The organism is Brevundimonas sp. NIBR11 (assembly GCF_027912535.1).
Taxonomy (GTDB): domain Bacteria; phylum Pseudomonadota; class Alphaproteobacteria; order Caulobacterales; family Caulobacteraceae; genus Brevundimonas.
In genome coordinates this window covers 2,098,014-2,118,450 of sequence record NZ_CP115465.1, presented here as the reverse complement: position 1 = coordinate 2,118,450, position 20,437 = coordinate 2,098,014, and the positions used below count along the sequence as shown (strand labels likewise).

General features: G+C 67.6%; 16 protein-coding genes. 10 read left to right on the top strand and 6 right to left on the bottom strand.

From position 1 onward, the window contains the following. Position 1 precedes the first annotated feature (1 nt). Positions 2-799: an IclR family transcriptional regulator gene (locus tag O5O43_RS10735; protein WP_271083877.1), complete on the bottom strand. Its 798-nt coding sequence runs from the start codon at positions 797-799 to the stop codon at positions 2-4. 137 nt (positions 800-936) lie between these two features. On the opposite strand from O5O43_RS10735, the gene rhmD reads away from it, so the two are divergent. The 7 genes from rhmD to O5O43_RS10700 all read left to right on the top strand — a co-directional run bounded on the left by rhmD (position 937) and on the right by O5O43_RS10700 (position 11,396). Beyond that, positions 937-2,130: an L-rhamnonate dehydratase gene (gene rhmD / locus O5O43_RS10730; RefSeq protein WP_271083876.1), complete on the top strand. Its 1,194-nt coding sequence runs from the start codon at positions 937-939 to the stop codon at positions 2,128-2,130. 15 nt (positions 2,131-2,145) lie between these two features. Then, positions 2,146-3,009 carry a fumarylacetoacetate hydrolase family protein gene (locus O5O43_RS10725; protein ID WP_271083875.1) on the top strand — a complete coding sequence of 288 codons (864 nt, stop codon included), beginning with the start codon at positions 2,146-2,148 and terminating at the stop codon, positions 3,007-3,009. Next, positions 3,006-3,755, top strand: a complete 750-nt coding sequence (locus O5O43_RS10720) for an SDR family NAD(P)-dependent oxidoreductase (protein ID WP_271083874.1) — start codon at positions 3,006-3,008, stop codon at positions 3,753-3,755. The genes O5O43_RS10725 and O5O43_RS10720 overlap by 4 nt, the downstream gene beginning before the upstream one ends. A 10-nt stretch (positions 3,756-3,765) precedes the next feature. After that, positions 3,766-4,668: an amidohydrolase family protein gene (locus tag O5O43_RS10715; protein WP_271083873.1), complete on the top strand. Its 903-nt coding sequence runs from the start codon at positions 3,766-3,768 to the stop codon at positions 4,666-4,668. Between the two features lie 53 nt (positions 4,669-4,721). Then, complete coding sequence (locus O5O43_RS10710; protein WP_271083872.1) at positions 4,722-7,031, top strand: hypothetical protein; 2,310 nt, start codon at positions 4,722-4,724, stop codon at positions 7,029-7,031. A 19-nt stretch (positions 7,032-7,050) separates the two neighbouring features. Continuing rightward, positions 7,051-8,493 carry an oligogalacturonate lyase family protein gene (locus O5O43_RS10705; protein ID WP_271083871.1) on the top strand — a complete coding sequence of 481 codons (1,443 nt, stop codon included), beginning with the start codon at positions 7,051-7,053 and terminating at the stop codon, positions 8,491-8,493. A gap of 143 nt (positions 8,494-8,636) precedes the next feature. Then, positions 8,637-11,396, top strand: a complete 2,760-nt coding sequence (locus O5O43_RS10700; RefSeq protein ID WP_271083870.1) for a TonB-dependent receptor — start codon at positions 8,637-8,639, stop codon at positions 11,394-11,396. A gap of 90 nt (positions 11,397-11,486) precedes the next feature. Here the strand turns inward: O5O43_RS10700 and O5O43_RS10695 are convergent, their stop codons facing one another. After that, on the bottom strand, positions 11,487-12,881 hold the full coding sequence (locus tag O5O43_RS10695; RefSeq protein WP_271083869.1) for a glycosyl hydrolase family 28 protein: 1,395 nt from the start codon (positions 12,879-12,881) through the stop codon (positions 11,487-11,489). 166 nt (positions 12,882-13,047) lie between these two features. Between O5O43_RS10695 and O5O43_RS10690 the strand changes: the two genes are divergently transcribed. Next, positions 13,048-15,264: a glycoside hydrolase family 88 protein gene (locus tag O5O43_RS10690; RefSeq protein ID WP_271083868.1), complete on the top strand. Its 2,217-nt coding sequence runs from the start codon at positions 13,048-13,050 to the stop codon at positions 15,262-15,264. A gap of 9 nt (positions 15,265-15,273) precedes the next feature. On the opposite strand, the gene O5O43_RS10685 is transcribed toward O5O43_RS10690, so the two are convergent. Genes O5O43_RS10685 through O5O43_RS10670 form a run of 4 tightly spaced genes read right to left on the bottom strand, consistent with a single transcriptional unit; the run spans position 15,274 to position 17,015 of the window. Next, positions 15,274-15,750 (bottom strand): hypothetical protein, encoded by a 477-nt coding sequence (locus O5O43_RS10685; RefSeq protein ID WP_271083867.1) that lies wholly within the window; start codon positions 15,748-15,750, stop codon positions 15,274-15,276. Continuing rightward, positions 15,747-16,316: a response regulator gene (locus tag O5O43_RS10680; protein WP_271083866.1), complete on the bottom strand. Its 570-nt coding sequence runs from the start codon at positions 16,314-16,316 to the stop codon at positions 15,747-15,749. The genes O5O43_RS10685 and O5O43_RS10680 overlap by 4 nt, the downstream gene beginning before the upstream one ends. Then, on the bottom strand, positions 16,313-16,627 hold the full coding sequence (locus O5O43_RS10675; protein WP_271083865.1) for a hypothetical protein: 315 nt from the start codon (positions 16,625-16,627) through the stop codon (positions 16,313-16,315). Before O5O43_RS10675 ends, O5O43_RS10680 begins: the two co-directional genes overlap by 4 nt. 1 nt (position 16,628) lies before the next feature. Further along, complete coding sequence (locus tag O5O43_RS10670) at positions 16,629-17,015, bottom strand: response regulator (RefSeq protein ID WP_271083864.1); 387 nt, start codon at positions 17,013-17,015, stop codon at positions 16,629-16,631. A gap of 131 nt (positions 17,016-17,146) precedes the next feature. On the opposite strand from O5O43_RS10670, the gene O5O43_RS10665 reads away from it, so the two are divergent. Then, positions 17,147-19,969: a hybrid sensor histidine kinase/response regulator gene (locus O5O43_RS10665; protein ID WP_271083863.1), complete on the top strand. Its 2,823-nt coding sequence runs from the start codon at positions 17,147-17,149 to the stop codon at positions 19,967-19,969. Continuing rightward, the gene (locus O5O43_RS10660) at positions 19,969-20,436 is read left to right on the top strand and encodes a chemotaxis protein CheW (RefSeq protein WP_271083862.1); all 468 of its coding nucleotides are present in this window, start codon (positions 19,969-19,971) and stop codon (positions 20,434-20,436) included. The genes O5O43_RS10665 and O5O43_RS10660 overlap by 1 nt, the downstream gene beginning before the upstream one ends. The last annotated feature ends 1 nt before the right edge of the window (position 20,437 follow it).

Below are 20,437 nucleotides of genomic sequence, written 5' to 3'. Positions count from 1 at the left end.
TTCAGGATTTGGGGGCCCAGCCGAGGTCCCGGCTGATGGCGTTGGCCGCGTCGGTGACCGTCTTGGTCAGCTCGGCCATGCGGGCGTCGGACATGTACTGGGCGGCGCTCGAAACGCTGACGGCGGCGACGACCTTGCCGTCCACGCCGCGCACGGGGGCGGCGACGCAGCGGATCTGATCCTCGTTTTCCTCCAGATCAAAGGCGTAGCCCTTGGTCGCATAGCCGCGCATCCGCTCCAGCCAGACGGCGCGAGCGGTCGAATCGAAGGGCTTGCCCTCGGGGGCGTAAAACTCGGTCCACTCCGGTTCGGTCTTGTCGAGGATCAAGGCCTTGCCCAGACCCGTCGAGGCGATCGGGTGTCGTTCGCCGAGCTTGGACCCGATGTTGATCCGACGACGACCAGCCACCTTGTCGAGATACAGGGCCTCGTGGCCGTCGAGCACGCCCAGGTGCACCGTGTCCTCGGTCTGGGCCGACAGGTGTTCCAGCCAGGGCCGGGCGATGCGGGGCAGGTGCATCTGCTGGCTGGCGGCGTGGCCCAGCTCCAGCAGCTTCGGCCCCAGGGTGTAGCCCTCGCGCGGGCGGAAGGACAGCAGGCGACGGTCGACCAGGGCGGCGGCAAGACGGTGCGTCGTGCTACGCGTCAGCTCCAGCCGCTCCGACAGTTCGGCCAGGGGCAGGGGACCGTCGATCAGGGCCTCGATCACGTCCAGACCGCGCATCAGGGTCTGGCTGCCCGACGCCTTGCCCGTGGCCGGTTCTTCCGTTTCGAGCTCGATTGACGCTGTTTGTCCCATCACGTAATCACCTGTTTCAGAATGTAGCAAAACGCGCAAGTCGGCGGCCGATTGGATCGTCAGTTTGACGCGGCACGCGGAGAAACGCCAGTGTCATCCCGCAATATGGGAAACAATCGCCAAGGAGCGATGTCGCGATGAGCCGCCTGTCTCGCATCAAGGCTGTGCGCGCCTATGTCGTGAAGAATGACGGCACGGGCGGCGGTGCCGACTATCACGACCAGGGCGACGGCCACTGGATCGACGATCACATAGCCACCCCGATGGCGAAATATCCCGAGTACCGCCAAAGCCGCCGAAGCTTCGGCATCAATGTTCTGGGCACGCTTGTCGTGGAGATCGAGGCCGAGAACGGCGTCGTTGGTTTCGCTGTGACGACCGGCGGCGAACCAGCCGCCTATATCGTCGAGAAACACCTGGCGCGTTTCCTGGAGGGCCGCGATCCCAGCGAGGTCGAGAAAATCTGGGATCAGATGTATTTCTCGACCCAATATTATGGCCGCAAAGGTCTGGTGGTGAACGCCATCTCCGGCGTCGACCTGGCGTTGTGGGATCTGCTGGGCCGCCTGCGTCAGGAACCGGTTTTCGCCATGCTGGGCGGTCCTGTGCGGGACGAGCTGCAGTTCTACGCCACCGGCGCGCGCCCGGACAAAGCCAAGGAACTGGGCTTCATCGGCGGCAAGATGCCCCTGCACCACGGCCCGGCCGAGGGCGAGGAGGGGCTGCGCAAGAACCTCGCCGAACTCGAAGCCATGCGAAACGCTTGCGGCGACGACTTCTGGCTGATGTTCGACTGCTGGATGGCGCTGGATCTGAACTACGCCACCCGCCTGGCGCACGAGGCGCACAAGCTGGGTCTGAAGTGGATCGAAGAGGCGCTGAGCCCCGACGACTACTGGGGCTATCAGGCGCTGAAGAAGAACGCCCCCGACGGTATGCTCGTCACCACAGGCGAGCACGAGGCCACGCGCTGGGGCTTTCGGATGCTGCTGGAGATGGAGTGCTGCGACATCATCCAGCCCGACGTGGGCTGGTGCGGCGGCGTGACCGAACTGATCAAGATATCCGCCATGGCCGACGCCAAGGGCGTGCTGATGATCCCGCACGGATCCAGCGTCTATTCCTACCACTTCGTCGTGACGCGCCATAACAGCCCGTTCGCGGAGTTTCTGATGATGGCCCCCGGCGCCGACGAGGTCGTGCCGATGTTCCATCCCCAGCTGATCGGCGAGCCCGTGCCCGTGAACGGCCGGCTCAAGGTCCCCGACACCCCGGGCTTCGGCGTCGAGCTGAACCGCGACATCGCCCTGCACCGTCCCTACGCGCGCTGAGAAAAGGCCCGACGAATGAAACTGCTGCGTTACGGTCCCAAGGGCGCCGAGAAGCCCGGTCTGCTCGATGTCCAGGGTCGCATCCGCGATCTGTCGGGCGTCGTCGCCGACATCACGCCGAACGAACTGCATGGCGAAGGCCTGGCCGCGCTGCAAGCGATCGACCCGACGAGCCTGCCGCTGGTCGAGGGCGAGCAACGCTATGGCGTGCCGGTCAACGGCAGCCGCAAATTCATCGCCATCGGTCTGAATTTCGCCGACCACGCCGCAGAGTCGAACTTGCCGGAGCCTTCCGAGCCGGTGGTTTTCATGAAGGCGATTTCCTGCCTGACCGGCCCGAATGATACCGTTGTCATTCCACGCGGCTCCGAGAAGACAGACTGGGAAGTCGAACTGGGCATCGTCATCGGCCGCCCGGCTTCGTACGTGGAACGGGCCGACGCCCTGGACCACGTCGCCGGTTATGTCCTGATCAACGACGTGTCCGAACGCGCTTTCCAGACCGAGCGCGGCGGCACGTGGGACAAGGGCAAGGGGTGCGACACCTTCGGCCCCGTCGGCCCCTGGATCGTGACCACCGACGAGGTCGGCGACGTGCAGGACCTGGACATGTGGCTCGACCTCAACGGCAAGCGGATGCAGACCGGAAACACGAAAACGATGATCTTCGGCGTGGCCGAGATCGTCGCCTACGTCAGCCAGTTCATGACGCTGGAGCCGGGCGACCTGATCACCACGGGCACGCCTCCGGGCGTGGGCCTGGGCCAGAAGCCGGAGCCCTTCTATCTGAAGGCTGGCGACGTGATGGAACTGGGCATCGACAAGCTCGGCGTTCAGCGTCAGTCGGTCGTGGCGTGGTCGAAGGATGTCGCGGCATGACCGCCTACGCAGGACGCTTCGCGGGCCGCACGGCCATCGTCACCGGCGGCGCCTCGGGCCTCGGCAAATGCTCGGCCGAGCGCATCATCCAGGAAGGCGGCCAGGTCTCGCTGTGGGATCTGAACGCCGAGGCCCTGTCGTCAGCCGCCGCCGAGATCGGCGCCCAGCATTGTGTGGCGCTGGACGTCTCGGACTCGTCCGCCGTCGCCGCGGCCGCCGCCGAAGCCAACAAAATGCTGGGCAAGATCGACATCCTGATCGCCTCGGCCGGGATTACGGGCGCCACGGTTCCGGTGCACGAGTTCCCGATCGACAGCTGGGAACGCGTCGTCGAGATCAACCTGAACGGCGTCTTCTACTGCAGCAGAGCGGTCGTCCCCTTCATGCTGGAAAACGGCTACGGCCGGATCGTCAATGTGGCCTCGGTCGCGGGCAAGGAAGGCAATCCGAACGCCTCGGCCTATTCGGCGTCCAAGGCCGGCGTCATCGGCTTCACCAAGTCGCTGGGCAAGGAACTGGCCGGCAAGGGCGTCATCGCCAACAGCCTGACCCCCGCCACCTTCGAGAGCCCGATCCTGGAGCAACTGCCCCAGAGCCAGGTCGACTACATGCGTTCCAAGATCCCGATGGGCCGCCTGGGCGAGGTCGAGGAAAGCGCCGCCATGGTCTGTTTCATGGCTTCGGAGGAATGCAGCTTCACCACCGCCTCGACGTTCGATACGTCGGGCGGGCGGACCACCTACTAGGCGCGGGCGGGTGGCGTCGGACCTTCGCATCGTCGATCCGCACGTCCACCTGTGGGACCTGTCGCGCGCCCGCTACGGCTGGCTGCAGGACGAGCCCCTGCCCAACAATCCGGCGGGCGACGTGAGCGGCATCGCCCACCGGAACTATCTGCTGAAGGATTATCTGGCCGACGCCGAGCCGTGGCGGATCGACAAGATCGTCCACGTCGAAGCGGGCATGCCGATCGGCCAACAGCTCGGCGAGACCGAGTGGTTGCAAGCCATGGCCGACGACTACGGCTACCCCCAGGGGATCGTGGCGGGGGCCGACCTGCTGGACCCCGATCTCGACGCGCTTCTGGAGGCGCATGCGGCGCGGAAGAATGTGCGCGGCATCCGTCAGATCGTCTGCTGGCATGTCGATCCGCTGAAGACCTACACCGCGCGCGACCTCCTTCAGGATCCTGCGTGGGAGGCGGGGTTCGCGAAGCTGGAGAAGCACGGTCTGTCCTTCGACCTGCAGCTCTATCCGTCCCAGATGAGCACGGCCGCCGCCATCGCCGCGCGTCATCCGGATATCCCCATGGTCGTCAATCATGCCGGCTTGCCCACTGACCGGGACGAGGTCGGTCTGCAGCGCTGGCGCGAAGGCCTGCGCCTTCTCGCCGCCCAGCCTCAGGTCTCGATCAAGATCTCCGGCCTCGGCATCACCGACCGCGGTTGGACCGTCGACAGCGTCCGCCCGATCATCCTCCAGTGCATCGAAACCTTTGGGACGCAGCGGTCGATGTTCGCTTCCGACTTCCCGGTGGACCGCGTCCACGGCGCATTCGACGCCGTCTATGCCGCCTTCGATCTCGTGACGTCAGGCTTCAGCCCGGCCGAGCGCGACCGCCTGTTCGCCTCCAACGCCGAGGCGATCTACCGCATCTGATTTCGCCGAAGACCGCGCAGACGGTCAGGCCCGAGGACCCCAGGAGTACCGCCATGGTCAGCCCGACCCGCACCCGGACGCAGCGCCTGATCGCCGCCGCCTGTCTCGCCGTCCTGATGGCCGCGCCCATGGCCGGCTGCGCCCAGACCCTCGCCCCGACCGCCGCTTTTGCTCCGGCCGCCCCCATCGATCGGCAGGCCCTGGTCACCCGCCACAACGTGACCCTGACGGCCATCGACCGCCATGCGCCGATCATGCTGGGCAACGGCGACCTCGGCTTCACCGCCGACATCACGGGGCTGCAGACCTTCTCCGAGCAATACTCCGAACTTGCCCCCCTCCTGACCATGGCCCAGTGGGCCTGGCACACCTTCCCGAATCCCGAGGGCTATACCGAAGAAAACGGGCTGATCGACGTGCCGGTCCCCGGCCGCGGCGAACAGCCCTACGCCTGGATGCGGTCCTGGGCCGATGCGGAGACCAACCCCGCCTACACCTGGCTGCGCGCCAACCCGCACCGGTTTTCGCTGAGCCGGATCGGGCTGACGCTGGCCGACGGCGCCGCCCTCGACTTCGCCAGGGTCGCCGACACGCGCCAGACGCTCGACCTCTGGACCGGAGCCCTGACCAGCCGCTTCACCTATGACGGGACCCCGATCGAGGTCATCACCCGGGTCCACCCGACGCTCGACATGGTCATGGTCGAGATCGATTCACCCCTAGTTCGAAGCGCGGGTCTCGGCGTCCGCGTCCGCTATCCGACCGTCGCTCCGGCCATCAATCCCGACCCGACGAGTTTGGAGAACGAAGGGCGTCAGAGCCTCTCCATCACGGCGCAGACGGATCACGAAACGCGCATTCGGCGGACGATCGACGACACCTCATTCACCTCCGCTATCTCGGGCAATGGTCAGGTCACCCAAGCGGGCGACACGGAGTTCCGCGTCGGCGCCAGCGGCCGTGATCGCCTGACCGTCATGGTCCGCTTTGATCAGGCCGAGCCCACCGTCCCGACGCCAGAGTTCGAGGCCGGCGCCCGCACCACGGCCGGTCACTGGCATGACTTCTGGACCAACGGCGGCGCCGTCGATTTCTCCGGCTCCACCGATCCGCGCGCGGCCGAGCTGGAGCGTCGCGTCGTGCTGTCCCAATACCTGTCCGCCGTGAACGGGGCAGGGGAGCTGCCGCCGCAGGAGGAAGGCCTCTTTTCCAACAGCTGGTACGGCAAATTCCATCTGGAAATGCACCCCTGGCATTCGGGCTGGCAGGCCGTGTGGGGCCACGCGGACCTGCTGGAGCGCAGCCTGCCCTGGTATGTGGGCAACCTCGACAACGCCCGCGCCGAGGCCGCGCGCCACGGCGTGCGCGGCGCCTGGTGGCCCAAGATGACGGGACCGGAAGGCCGCAACAGCCCCAGCCTCGTCTCGCCCTTCATCATGTGGCAGCAGCCGCATCCGATCCTGCTGGCTGAACTGGTCTGGCGCGCCGACAACGACCCGGCCGTGCTCGATCGCTATGGCGAACTGGTCGAGGCGAGCGCCGACCTCCTCGCCTCGTGGCCCATCGAACGCGACGGGCGTCTGAATCTCGGCCCGCCCATGATTCCGGCCCAGGAGAACTATGACCCTCTGACCACGACCAATCCGACGTTCGAGTTGGAGTATTTCCGCTGGGCGCTCGAGACGGCCCAGCAGTGGCGGGTTCGCAAGGGCCAGGCCCGCCGGGCCGACTGGGATCAGGCGCTGGCGAAGATGGCCCCGCCGCCGATGCGCGACGGCCTCTATCTGCCGGTCGAGAGCGCCCCCGACTTCTGGGAGACGGCAGCCTCCGACGCCTGCCGCGAACACGCCTCCGCAGCCCAGTGCAAGAACCGCGACCACCCCTCCTTCCTGATGGCCTACGGCTTCATCCCCGGCGCCCGCATCGATCCGGAGGCCATGCGCCGGACCTTCGCGGCGGTCGAGGCGAACTGGGACGTGCGCCAGACCTGGGGTTGGGACTTCCCGATGATGGCCATGACGGCCGCGCGCCTGGGCGAGCCCGAGAAGGCCGTCGACTGGCTGTTCGCCGATCTGAAGAACAACCAGTGGGGCCCGACCGGCATGACGCCGCGCGTACACCTCGATGAGCATGCCGACGAACTGGTGCCCGTCTCGGCCGGCGCCGGCGGTGTGACCATGGCGATCAATCCAGACGGCCCCGGATACCGCCGCGCCGCCGAGACCTATTTCCCGTCGAACGGATCGCTGCTGATGGCCGTGGGCCTCATGGCGGCGGGCTGGGACGGCTCCACCGGACACGCCCCGGGCTTTCCGAAGGACGGCTGGACCGTCCGGGTCGAAGGCCTGACCCCCGCCCCCTGATCCCAGAGAGAAGCGCCCGATGACGATCCAGACCTCGCGCCGCACCGCCCTGAAGGCCCTGTTGGCCGCCCCCGCCGTCGGGGCCCTGGCCGGCGCCGTCCAGGCCCAGACCGCGCCGGTGGAAGCGCCCGCCGGCGCCCCCGTCTTTCCGGCCCCGAACACCGCCCCGTCGATCCATCAGGTCGGCGACACGCCTCCGCCCTGGCCGACGTGGGACGGTCCGGTCCCGACCGACTGGGTCGATCCCAAGACCGGTCACCGCATCGTCCGCCTGTCCGGCGACGAGGGCGGCAACAAGCTCTATTTCTATCGCAGCATGTTCACGCCCGAGGGCGACGTCTTCGTCTTCTCGTCGTCGGCCGGGATCATCAAGGTCGAACTGAACAACGGCTTCCGCCGCTCGGTGCTGATCGCCGACGGGAACGCCGAGCTGCTGCTGACCGGCCGCAAGACCCGCACCGTCTATTACACCGTCGTCGATCCGGGCGAGGGCCAGCCCGGCGATCGCGGTCGCACCCTGTTCGCGGCAGACATCGACAGCGGCCAGTCCCGCCGCATCGCCCACTTGGAACAAGGTGGATTCTCCTCGATCAACGCCGATGAGACCCTCTGCGTCGGCACGGTCGCCTATGGGGCCCCGCCGCTGCAACCCGACGCCCCCGACCCCCGCAACCGCCGCGCCGGTCAGGCCGAGTACGCCGCCCTCGGCCCCGACGGCCGCCCGCTGAACTTCGCCAAGGCCAAGGGCGTGCGCATGCTTCAGCGCTGGGCCGCCCGGGTGCCGATGGAGCTCTTCGTCGTCGATCTCCGGACCGGTGGGCGTCGCGTGATCCATTCGGCCACCGACTGGCTGAACCACCCGCAGTTCTCGCCGACCGATCCCGACCGGATCATCTTCTCGCACGAGGGGCCGTGGCACCGGGTCGACCGGATGTGGACCATCAAGACCGACGGCAGCGACCTGCGGAAGCTGCACCAGCGCACGATGAATTTCGAAATCTTCGGCCACGAGTGGTTCGCGCCCGACGGCAAGTCGGTGATGTACGACCTGCAGACCCCTCGTGGTCAGGTCTTCTGGGTCGCCTCGGTCGATCTGGAGACTGGCAAACGCATCTACCGCCGGGTCGAGCAGAACGCCTGGTCGGTCCACTACAACACCGCGCCGGACGGGACCGTCTTCGCCGGCGACGGCGGGGACGCCGACATGGTCGCCCATGCGCCCGACGGAAAATGGCTGGTGCTGCTGAAGCCCGAACCCCTTGTCGACGGCGATCCCGACAGCGACCAGCCGGACCTGATCTCGGTCGAATATCTGCGCGCCGAACGGCTCGTGGACATGTCGCTGCACGACTACCGGCTCGAGCCCAACGTCACCTTCACGCCGGACGGCCAGTGGGTGCTCTACGTTTCGAACATGCACGGCCGGAATCACGTCTATGCGGCGTCCGTGCGCCGCGATTGATCATTTGGGACGCTGTCTCACTGTTCTGTTGCAAAAAACGAGAAGCTGTTGCAGAAAGTGGAACGGACTGCGATCCCAAGGGCCGCAACACCATATCAACTAATGACACCGGTGCCATGAGCGCCGGGCGGGGAGAAGACACTATGAGCCGGTCCAGCCACGTCACGCTTGCGTCCAGCGCGTCCGCCATCGCGGTGCTGGCCGTCGCCCTATCGCCCCAGATCGCCTCGGCCCAGGCGTCGGCGCCCGCCGCCCCGGCCGCGCAGGACGAGACCCAGGTCGACGAAGTCGTCGTCACCGGCTTCCGCTCGTCGCTGCAGCGCGCCCTGTCGATCAAACGCAACGAAGCCGGCGCCGTGGACGCCATCCTCGCCGAGGACATGGCCGATTTCCCCGACCAGAACCTCGCCGAGGCCATCCAGCGCCTGCCGGGCGTAACCATCGACCGCGTGAACGGTCAGGGCACGACCATCTCGGTGCGCGGTCTGGGCTCGGACTTCACACGCACCCGCATCAACGGCCTGGAGGCCCAGGCGGCCAACGGTGGCAACCGCAACCGCTCGTTCGACTTCTCGATGTTCGCGTCCGAACTGTTCAACTCGATCCGCGTGCGCAAGACGCAGTCGGCCGAAATCGAAGAGGGTTCGCTGGGCGCCACGGTCGACCTGCAGACCGGACGTCCCCTGGACTTCAACGAGAGCGGCTTCCGTTCGGCCCTCTCGGCCCAGGCCTCGTACAATGATCTGTCCGAGCACACGATCCCGCGCCTCGCCGGTCTGTTGAGCTGGTCCAGCGAGGACCAGACCTTCGGCGCCCTGGTGTCGGTCGCCTATTCGGAACGCGCCCCGATCCTGGGCAGCTTCAACACCACGCGCTGGCAGCAGGGGAACGCCAACCCGACGCGCCCGACCAACCCCTCGGCGATCTTCCCCTACGGCGTTGGGCAGAATTTCGGCGGCTGCATTCCCTGCACCACCACGGCCCAGCGCGACACGGTGCTGAACGCCTTCTACCCGCGCATCCCGCGCTACACCCTGGGCGAGACCTTCGAGGATCGTCTGGGCATGACGGCCGCCCTCCAATGGCGCCCGAGCGAGACGACCGAGGTCGACCTCGACTTCCTGTGGTCGCGCTTCAACTCCGAGACCGAGAGCCCCAACATGGAGGCCTGGTCGTTCAGCCGCGCCGCCGTGAACCAGGTCGTCGTTCGCGCCTATGAGATCGACACCGCGCGCAACGCCTTCTCGTACGGCGTCTTCGACAACATGATCGTGGCGGCCGAGAACGGCTTCACCCGCAACGAGTCGAACTTCTACCAGGCCTCGCTGAACGCCCGTCACGACTTCACCGACCGCCTGCATGGCACGCTGAAGCTGGGCGTCAACCGGTCGGAAGCCCGCACGCCGCTGAACGTCGCCTACCGCTTCGAAACGGGGGCCAACTCGACCTTCACCTACGACGCGCGCGAGAATAATCGCCAGCCTCTGCTGGACTACGGCTTCGACGTCACCTCGGGCTCGCGCTTCACCCTGACGAACGCCACCCGTTCGAACGGCGGCGGAAACTTCGAGAACGACGTCGCGGCCGGCGCCCTGACCTATGACCTGAACGATTCCTTCAGCATCAAGGGCGGCGGCGAATATCGCACCTACGCCTTCGAGACGTTCGGTCTGGCGCGCGCCATCACCACCCCGACCGGCGTGGACCGGATCGTCGGGGTCGATCGCGTCGGCCGGGTCGTCGATATCTCTCGCGCCGTCAACGCGCCCTCGGGCACGGCCACCCGCTTTATCGTGCCGGACATCGAAGCCCTGGCGCGCACCCTGACCATCTACAACGATCCGCTGGTCCAGAACCGCAGCGAGCGTGAGGTCGACGAGACGGATCAGGGCCTGTTCCTGCAGACCGACTTCAACACCATGCTGGGCGACTGGGTCGTGCGCGGTAACGCCGGCATCCGCTACGCCACGACGGACGTCACCGCCAAAGGCTGGCAGACGGTGACCGTCGGCGGGGTTCCCGCCTACAACTACGTCACGACCGAAAACGACTACGCGGACACCCTGCCGTCGTTCAACCTGGCCATCGAGCCGCGCGACGACCTCGTCATCCGCCTGGGCGCCGCCAAGGTCATGTCGCGTCCGACCCTGGCCGACCTGACCCCCGGCGGTTCGGTCGCGCCGACGACGCGCACGGTTTCCTACGGCAACCCGCTCTTGAATCCGTTCCGCGCCACCAACTACGACGCCTCGATCGAGTGGTACTTCCAGAACGAAGGCCTGCTGGCTGTCGCCGTCTTCCACAAGGAGATCGACAGCTTCATCACCTCGGTGACCGAAGGCCTGGCCTACAACACCCTGGGCCTGCCGCTGGAGTTGCTTCAGGGCGCCGCGCAGCCGACCGACATCTTCCAGGTCACGCGTCGCATCAACGGCGACGGCGGTACGCTGGACGGGGTCGAGATCCAGTACCAGCAACCCTTTACCTTCCTGCCGGGCTTCTGGTCGAACTTCGGCTTCACCGGCAACATCACCTTCGTCGACTCTGAGGTGGGTTACGGCACGGCCGGCAAGAACCGCCTGACGGGTCAGTCGAAGAACACCGCCAACGCCACCCTCTACTACGAGGACGGTCCCTTCCAGGCGCGGGTCTCGGCCGCTCACCGCAGCCAGTATCTGCTGTCCTTCCCCGGCGCGAACGGCAACTCGGAAGAGGGCGTGAACGACACGACCAACATCGACGCCTCGATGTCCTACGAGTTCGACAGCGGCGTCACGATCTCGCTGGAAGGCATCAACCTGACCGACGAATACGTCGACCGCTACGTCGACGTCGCGGATCGCGTCTCCGACTACCGGCACACGGGTCGCGAGATCGCTGTGGGATTGCGCTGGAAGTACTGACCTCCTCCCAAGGGACTTCTCCTCTCCATGTGCAAAACTCGGCCCGGAGCGAACGCTCCGGGCCGTTTCTTTTGCTGACCCATGGGGGAGTTAGGCGGGGCGCAACCCCGTCACGCCGGTCGAGTCCGTCACGCGCGGCCCCTTGCCGTCCAGCGTGTCGATATTGCAGTCCGTGAACCGCCAGTCGCGCGCATTGGCGATCGTCCCCGCATCCCGCACATCCCAGTCCAGCCGCTCGAACGCGAAGTCCGTCAGCGGCGCCTCGGGATAGGCGGCGGCCTCGAACCCGACCTTGCCGCCGATCACCTTCACGTCCGAGACGCGGACGTTGTGGATCCTCGGTATGCCCCGTTCCCGCTCCACCGGCGTCGCCAGAGCGCGCCAGTAGTCGGGGTATTCGGTGATCTCCGGCGGGATGCGGGCGTAGCTGTAGTTCGGATACCAGTTCAGGTTCACCCGCATCAGGGTCGCCACGTCCTGCATGAAGACGTCGCGGATGCGGATGTTGGAGATCGTCCCGCCGCGCGTGCTGCCGGACTTGAAGAAGATGCCCAGCGGAACCGGGTACTCGATCCGCAAGCCCGACACCTCGATGTCCTCGAACCCGCCCGAGGTCTCCGAGCCGAAGGTCATGCCGGCGAGCGCATCGCGAACGACGCAGTCCTTGATGCGGACTTCGCGACATGGCCGGGCGACGCGCAACCCGTCCCAGTCGCGCCCGGCCTTGATGCAGATGGCGTCGTCGTTGACCGACAGGTCGCAGTTCTCGACCAGCACCCGCTCGGAGGAGTCGATGTCGATCCCGTCCGTTGATGGGCCGCGTCCGCCCAGGTTGTTGCGGACGATGAGGTCCGACACCTTCACGTCCTTCGAATAGCAGACGTGCACGGTCCAGAAGCCCGACCGCGCCAGGTTCAGCCCCGACACCTCGACGTCTTGCGAGTCGTAGATGTGGATCAGGCGCGGGCGGCGGCAGTCGTAGTCCGCGGCCCAGCGCAGGTCGCGCGGATCGTAGTCGCGCCGCATGGCCCAGTAGCTGTCCCAGAAGACCTTGCCGTCGCCGTCGACCAGACCCTCGCCGGTGATCTTCGCGCCCCGCTGCTGGTAGACGTTCAGCAGGCCGGCGGGCCAGTCCATCTCGATCCCGGCGACGCGGGTGCGGACCGTCGGATAGGCGTTCAGGTCGCGCAGCCCCTTGATGGTTACGCCGCGCCCGATGATCAGGGTCACCCCCGACTTCACGAACAGCGATCCGCACAGATAGACGCCGGGATTCAGCACGACGTCTCCGCCGCCCTGTCCCGCCGCCACGTCGATGGCGCGCTGGATGGGGCGGGTGTCGATCGCCACGCCGTCGCCGACCGCGCCGAAATCCGAGGCGTTCAGCGTGCGCGGCCCGCCCTGGCCGGGGCTGTGTGCGAAGGCGGGCGAGGCGGTCAGCGCGGCGCCCGACAGACCGAGACGAAGCAGGGTTCTACGGTGCATGATGATCCTCCGAAGGGCGGGCGAACCGGCACACGATGTGAAGCCGTTTCCCACATTCTGTTCTTCCGTCTCACGATAGCGGACGGTAGGGTGAAAACAAGACGCGCAGCCGTCACGGAGGTAACCGATGTCATTCGCTTCTCGAGTTGGTTTTGGCCGCGCCACTTTGCCCCTCATCGCGAGCCTGCTGGCGACGACCGCGCTCGCCCCTGTCGCCCAAGCCCAGACCACGCCCGTCCTGTCGCCCGGCGTTGAGGCGGAATGGCTGACGGCGCGCCCGCGTCCGGCGCTGGACACCGACCCCTCCCACCTGCCGTCGCGCGCCGAAGCGCTCGCCGCCGCCGAATATGTCGCCTCGTCCCAGATCGCGGCCATGGCCGGCGAGCCGCTGGCCCTGTCGACCGGCAGCAACCTTTCGCAGATGTCGTCCAACTGGGTCGCGGCGACCTTCTATGTCGGCGCCGCGCGACTGGCCCGCGTGTCCGACGACCCCGAGACCCTGCGGTTCCTCACCGCCGTGGCCGAACACTACAACTACAGCGTCCGCGGCGCCCGCTCGGGCCCGACCATGCTGAACGCCGACGACATCGCCATCGGCGACCTCTACGAGGAACTCTATTCCCGGCGTGGCCAGGAAGGCGTTCTGATCCCGCTGCGCGCCCGTCTGGACTGGCAGGTCCCATACCTCAACCGCCCGACCGAAACGCCGGAGCTGGTCTGGTGGTGGGCCGACGCTCTCTATATGGCCCCGCCCGTCCTGGCGCGGATGTCGGCCATCACCGGCGACCCGAAATACCTGATCGCCGCCGACAAGGAGTGGCGTCGCACCGCCGAGCGCCTCTGGGTCCCGGAGGAGCGGCTGTTCCTGCGCGACGAGCGGTTCAAGGACGAAAACCACCGCGACGCCTCGGGCGACCGCATCTACTGGTCGCGCGCCAACGGCTGGGTCATGGGCGGTCTGGCCCGCTGGCTGGAGAGCGTCCCGGCGAACTTCACCGGCCGCCAGTTCTACGTCGACATGTTCCAGCAGATGGCCCCGCGTATCGCCGAACTGCAGCAGTCCGACGGCCTGTGGCGCGCCAGCCTGCTCGACCCCGAAAGCTATCCTGAAGCCGAGACCTCGGGTTCGGCCTTCTATGTCTATGCCCTGGCCTGGGGCGTGAACCACGGCCTGCTGGACCGCGCGACCTACCTGCCGGTGATCCAGAGGGGCTGGGCCGGGCTGAACGCCCATGTCCTGCCGAACGGCCTCGTCGGCGCGGCCCAGAAGACCGGGGACCAGCCCGTTTCGACCCAGCCGACCGACACCGGCCTCTACGCCTCGGGGACCTACATCCTCGCGGCCATCGAGATCGCCGATCTGAACGGCTCGACCCAGTCCCTGCCCGAAGCCGAGCCGGCTCGCGACAGCGCGGAGGTCATCGCCGCCACCACCCCGACCCCGCCCGCGCCGGTCACGGTCGTCGGGCCGGAGGAGCAGGCGCGTCGTCAGGCCGAGATGGCGGCGACCCGCGCCCTGGCCTACGACCCCGCCGCCCTGGGCCGTCCATCCAGCATCGAACGCCTGACGCCGCCGACGGCCGAGGAACAGGTCCCGCGCGCCGTCGCCCGGTTCGCGCCCGACCGCTTCGACGACATCCTGTGGGAGAACGACCGCGTCGCGCACCGCATCTATGGCCCGACGCTCCAGGGCCGCGAGCCGCCGTCGGGGTCAGGCATCGACGTCTGGGCCAAGCGCGTCCGCTATCCCTTCATGGACCGCCAGCTCCGCTTCCCCAGCTATCATGTCGATCGCGGCGAGGGGCTGGACTACTACGATGTCGGGCGCGGGCGCGGCGCCGGAGGCCTGGGCGTCTGGTACGACAACAAGCTGTGGACCAGCCGGAACTTCGCCACGTATCGCATCGAGGAAACGGGCGGCGACGAGGCCCGCTTCAGCGTCGACTACAATCCCTGGCCCGTCGATGTGGTCCGTCGCGTGTGGGAGACTCGCGAGTTCTCCCTGCCCATGGGGTCGAACTTCACCCGCATGACCTCGACGCTGCAGTCGGATTCACCCGAGCCTCTGATCGTCGCCATCGGCATCAACAAGCGAACCAACGCCGCCGGGACCGGCTTCATCACCCGGGATCAGGAACACGGGCGGATGATGTTCTGGGAGCCCTCGGATCCCGGCCACGGCAGCCTGGGCATCGCCATCCTGGTCGACCCGGCCATGGTCGAGGGCTTCACCCAGGACGCGGAGAACTATCTGATCCTGCTGCGCGTCACGCCAGGCGTGCCCTTCACCTACTATATGGGGTCGGCCTGGGATCAGGGCCTGGACTTCTCCACGCGCGAGGCGTGGGAGACTTTCGTGGCGAGCCAGAGCCCCGAGTTCTGACCCGCCACGTCAGGCGCCGACCGCCGCCCCGATCGCTTCGCGCATTCTCGACAGCTCCCGCGCGATAGCGGACCCGTCGGGCGCATCGCCCTCCATTCCCATCAGGGTCGCCAAGGCGTCGGCGTGAAGCCTCAGGGCGTCGGTATGCCAGACCCCGCGTGTGGCCAGCGCATCGACCATCTCCCAGATCCCCCTGGCCGTTTCCGCCAGCTCCGGCCGGCCCGCCAACCGCGCCGTCTCCACGACCCCAAGCGCCAGTAGCCCGATCTCCCGACACCGGCCGAAGGTCTCGCTCTCGCCCCGGCGACACAGACCGACCAGGTGGCGGACGTCTCCGCCCAGGCTCTCGACCAGTCGCGGCGTGATCGCCCGCACCGCCTGCTCGGCCCCGGCGACGTGCTCGGCGAAGGTTTTGCGATCCAGCCCCGTCAGGATGCGCGCCATCCGGTTCCTGGGCGTGAAGGCGACGGTCGAAGCGCGCGTCATGTGAACAGCCCGTCGATCTCGTCCTGCGACAGGGCCCGCTCGGGCTTGGAGGTCAGGATCAGGTCGGCGTTCCGCCGCTCGCTCACGCCATCCTGCAAGGGCACGGTCCGGAACCGCCGGTCGGGGCCGCAGTAGCCGGGGTCGGAGATGAACATCCGGCTGCTCTGCGCGATCCACAGCATCCGCTCCAACAGGGTGATCGGCGACACCGGCTTGGCGATGGTGAAGTTGGCGCCGTCGTCACGCGCCGCCTCGACCTTGGACCGTGGCGTCACCGCGCTCATCATCAGAACGGGCACGGTGAAGTTGGGCCCCTGCGGGTCCGAACGGATGTAGCGGAGCAGGTCGTGGCCGTCCTCGTCCGGCATCTCGCAGTCGACGATGACCAGGTCGAAGACCCGGCACAGCAGCATGTCGCGCGCCTCGGCCACAGACTGGCATTTGACCGCCTTGTTGATGCCGAACCCCATCAGGATCGCGGTGACCACCTCCAGCGACTGGGCGTTGTCGTCCACGATCAGCGGCTCGACCCCCTTCAGGCCCAGGCGCGTCGTCGGCAGGCTCATTTGTCGAACAGGGCGTCCGCGGCGGCCTGATCCAGACCGTCGCCGTTGGCCGGACCGTTCAGCAGGTGGGCGTCCGGTCGGTCGTCCGCTCCACTGCCTGCGATCTGCTTCGCCAGCCGATCCAGCCTCTGACCCGCCAGATCCTGAAACGCGCACAGGCCCAGAATCTCGGCGAACAACAGGGAGACGATCTCGCCGTCTACCGGCGTGTCGGCCGCCATTTCCAGCCCTGTCTGCGCCGCCGACATCAGGGCCTCGCACGCCCCTTCCAGCTCGACCTTCAGCGCCTCGATCTCGGCCAGCGCCTTCATGTCAGAGCTCGCCCAGCACGGTGGTCAGCTTCTGCTTCAGCACCGCCAGCGTGAAAGGCTTGATGACATAGTTGTTCACCCCGGCCTGCCGCGCGGCGACGACGTTCTCGGCCTTGGCCTCTGCGGTCACCATGACGAAGGGCAGGGCCTTCGTCCGGTCCTCGGCCCGGACCTCCTTCAAAAGCTCCAGCCCGGTCATCGGCTGCATGTTCCAGTCCGACAGCACCAGGCCGTAGTCCTTGGACCGGATCAGGGCCAGCGCCGACGGCCCGTCCATCGCCTCGTCCACATTGACGAACCCCAGCTGGTTCAGCAGGCCCCGGACGATGCGGATCATCGACTTGTAGTCGTCCACGACCAGCACATTCATGGATTTGTCGACCGCCATGGTTCCTCCCCAGACCGATAGCGCGGCCTCTGAAACAACCTTAGGATATACGGCGATAAGACTTGGTTAACGGCGCCTGGCCGCCACGACTGCCTCATTCAGACGCGATTAACCAAAAGCGCGGATAGGTTGTGTTCGAGATCGGCCGCTTCGGCGTCCGCATCGTTTTGGGGCGAACACCGTTGGACGACGTCATTCAGGATTTCGTGGCCGAGGCGCGCGAGGGCATCGAAGCCCTCGACTCCAAGCTCGTCACCTTTGAACAGGGCCCCGACGATCCGGCGCTGCTGGGCGACATCTTCCGCCTGATCCACACCATCAAGGGGACGTCCGGCTTCCTCGGCCTCGGCCGTCTCCAGACCGTCGCCCATGCGGCTGAGAATGTGCTGGGCGGCTTTCGCGACAACACACTGCCGGTCACGGCACAAGCGGTCTCGGCCATCCTCGATGCGGTCGATGCCGTGCGTCTGGTCATCGACGGCATCGCCGTCAGCGGGACCGAGCCCCAGGGCGACGACCGCGCCCTGATCGCCCGGCTCGACGCCATTTTCGCCGGAGAGACCGCGCCGCTCGCCGCGACCTCGACCCGCCCCATGCTCGACCGGCTCGGCGGAGAGGCGACGCTCGACGCCGCCTGCGAGACGGCCATCGGCGCCCTGGTCGCCGACCCCGACATCGGCCCGCACTTCGCCGGCGTCGACCTCGACGGCCTGCAAGCCTCTCTGCGCGAAGGCCTCGTCGCCCAGGCGCGCGGCGTCTCCGACGATGGCTTCTCCACCGCCGTCGCTTCCGCCTTCCCGCGCCTGACTCAGGAACAGACCGGCCAGGTCTTCGACGCCGTCGCCACGGCCCTGATCGCGCTCGAGGCCGACCCCGACGCGACCGCCGCCCTCCTGACCCGTACCTCCGACGCCGCGCCCGAACCCTCCGCCCCGCGCCCTGCGTCGGAGCCCGACGTCGCCGCCCAGACCATCCGCGTCAGCGTCGACGTGCTCGAGAACCTGATGACCATGGTTTCCGAGCTGGTCCTGATCCGGAACCAGCTGATCCAGACCCTGCGCGGCGCCCCCGAAAGTCCTTTCGCCGGACCGCTGCATCGTCTGAACCAGGTCACGTCCGAGCTTCAGGAAGGCGTGATGACCACCCGGATGCAGCCGATCTCGGGGGCCTGGGCCAAGCTGCCGCGACTGGTCCGCGACCTCGCCTCCGACCTCGGCAAACAGATCGAACTGGTCACGAGCGGGCAGGACACCGAATTGGATCGTCAGATCCTGGAACTGATCAAGGACCCCCTGACCCACATGATCCGCAACGCGGCGGACCACGGTCTGGAGACCCCCGCCGAACGGCTCGCCGCCGGCAAGCCCGCCACCGGCCGCATCACCCTCTCGGCCCGTCACGAGGGCGGCGCTATCGTGGTGGAGATGGCCGACGACGGACGCGGCCTCAGCGCTGACCGTATTCGCGCCAAGGCCGTCGCGAACGGTCTCATCTCGTCGACGCAGGCCCAGGCCATGACCGACGCCGAAGCGCGCCAGATGATCTTCCTGCCCGGCTTCTCGACCGCGCAGGCCGTCACCGCCGTCTCCGGCCGGGGCGTCGGCATGGACGTGGTCCGCACCAATATCGAGAAGATCGGCGGCGTCATCGACCTGACCTCGACCGAGGGGCACGGCACCCGGTTCACCATCCGCATCCCCCTGACGCTCTCCATCGTCTCGGCCCTGATCGTGGAGTCGAACGGCGAGCGGTTCGCCATGCCGCAAGGCTCCATCGTCGAACTGGTCAGCGCCAACGGCTCCGAGGGCCGCCGCATCGAACAGATCAACGGCGCGTCGGTGCTCCGTCTCCGCGACCGCCTCCTGCCGCTCGTCTCGCTGGAGACCATGCTGGGTCTCTCAGGGCCGGAGACCCCGCGCAGCGACGCCTGCATCGTCGTCGCCCGCGTCGGCGCCTTCACCTTCGGCGTGATCGTCGACCGGGTCTTCGACACCGAGGAGATCGTCGTCAAACCCGTCGCGACCATCCTCCGCCACCTCAAGATCTATTCCGGCGCGACCATCCTGGGCGACGGCTCGGTCATCATGATCCTGGACTTCAAGGGCATGTCGCTGGAGGCCGGCGCGCCCCAGATCGTCGGCGGCGACGCGGTCGAGCCCGAGGCCGCCACGGCCGTCGAACTGACCCAGCCCTTCCTCATCTTCCGCGCCGCGACCGAGGCCCTGAAGGCCGCTCCCCTCGGCCAGGTCGCCCGTATCGAGGAGCTCGACGCCTCCACCATCGAATGGGTCGAGGGTCGGTCGGTGGTCCAGTATCGCGGCGCCCTGATGGAGATCATCACGGCCGACGGCGGCCCGGCCGCCTTCGACGGTGGCGCCAAGCGTCCGCTGCTGGTCTTCACCCGCGACGACCGCAGCCTCGGCCTGCTGGTCGACGAGATCGTCGACATCGTCGAGGGCCCTTCGCGCACCGAGGGCGCCAGTCTCGTCGTCGCCGGCCGCGCCACCGAACTGATCGACGTCGAGATCTGGTGGCGCAAGGTCGGTCTCGCCGCGCCCGCCGAGGCCGTCGCGACGCCCGCCGCCGCCGCGACCAAACGCCTCCTCGTCGTGGACCAGAGCCCCTTCACCCAGCTCCTCCTCGGCCCGCTGCTGGCCCAGGCCGGCTATGCGGTGGAAGTCGCCGCCGACCCCCAGCGCGCCCTGGCCCTCCACGACGACGGCGCCGTCTACGACCTGATCCTGGCCGACACCTCGCCGTCCAGCCCCCATGCCCGCCAGATGGCCCAGGCCTTCGGTCGCGCCTCGTCCTGGCACGCCACGCCGCTTCTCGGCCTCGGCGCCCACCGCCTCGACAGCCCGACCGGCCTCGCCGACTTCGCCCGAAGCGGGGAGGGGGAGGGCCTCCTCGCCGCCGTCTCGGAAACCCTCGAACCGATGAAGGGCGCCGCCTGATGTCCGACGCGCACATCCAGGGCCTCGTCTCCATCCGTGTCGCGGACCAGACCTTCGGCGTCCCCGTGCTGTCGGTTCAGGACGTCATCGCCGCCGTCCGCATCGATGTCGTCCCCCTGGCCCCGCCCGAGGTCGCCGGCTCCCTGAACTTGCGCGGCCGGATCGTCACCGCCATCGACATCCGCAAACGACTCGGCATGGCGCCGCGCCCCGCCGACGCTCCGCACATGAGCGTCATCGTCGAGCGTTCCGGCGAACTCTACGCGCTTCAGGTCGACGACGTCGGCGACGTCCTGTGGCTCGCCGTCGCCGATCAGGAGCCGGCCCCCATCACCCTCAGCCCCGACTGGCGCGGCGTCTGCGACGGCCTCTACCGCCTCGACGGAGAGCTGATGCTGGTCCTCGACGTCGAACGGTTCCTGACCCTCACACCCCCTCACGCCCCCCTCCACGCCCAAGCGGCCTGAC

Bases quoted from the DNA above. Each gene is read 5' to 3' on its own strand.
- O5O43_RS10735 (WP_271083877.1), bottom strand. From the start codon at position 799: ATGGGACAAACAGCGTCAATCGAGCTCGAAACGGAAGAACCGGCCACG.
- rhmD (WP_271083876.1), top strand. From the start codon at position 937: ATGAGCCGCCTGTCTCGCATCAAGGCTGTGCGCGCCTATGTCGTGAAG.
- O5O43_RS10725 (WP_271083875.1), top strand. From the start codon at position 2,146: ATGAAACTGCTGCGTTACGGTCCCAAGGGCGCCGAGAAGCCCGGTCTG.
- O5O43_RS10720 (WP_271083874.1), top strand. From the start codon at position 3,006: ATGACCGCCTACGCAGGACGCTTCGCGGGCCGCACGGCCATCGTCACC.
- O5O43_RS10710 (WP_271083872.1), top strand. From the start codon at position 4,722: ATGGTCAGCCCGACCCGCACCCGGACGCAGCGCCTGATCGCCGCCGCC.
- O5O43_RS10705 (WP_271083871.1), top strand. From the start codon at position 7,051: ATGACGATCCAGACCTCGCGCCGCACCGCCCTGAAGGCCCTGTTGGCC.
- O5O43_RS10700 (WP_271083870.1), top strand. From the start codon at position 8,637: ATGAGCCGGTCCAGCCACGTCACGCTTGCGTCCAGCGCGTCCGCCATC.
- O5O43_RS10695 (WP_271083869.1), bottom strand. From the start codon at position 12,881: ATGCACCGTAGAACCCTGCTTCGTCTCGGTCTGTCGGGCGCCGCGCTG.
- O5O43_RS10685 (WP_271083867.1), bottom strand. From the start codon at position 15,750: ATGACGCGCGCTTCGACCGTCGCCTTCACGCCCAGGAACCGGATGGCG.
- O5O43_RS10680 (WP_271083866.1), bottom strand. From the start codon at position 16,316: ATGAGCCTGCCGACGACGCGCCTGGGCCTGAAGGGGGTCGAGCCGCTG.
- O5O43_RS10675 (WP_271083865.1), bottom strand. From the start codon at position 16,627: ATGAAGGCGCTGGCCGAGATCGAGGCGCTGAAGGTCGAGCTGGAAGGG.
- O5O43_RS10670 (WP_271083864.1), bottom strand. From the start codon at position 17,015: ATGGCGGTCGACAAATCCATGAATGTGCTGGTCGTGGACGACTACAAG.
- O5O43_RS10660 (WP_271083862.1), top strand. From the start codon at position 19,969: ATGTCCGACGCGCACATCCAGGGCCTCGTCTCCATCCGTGTCGCGGAC.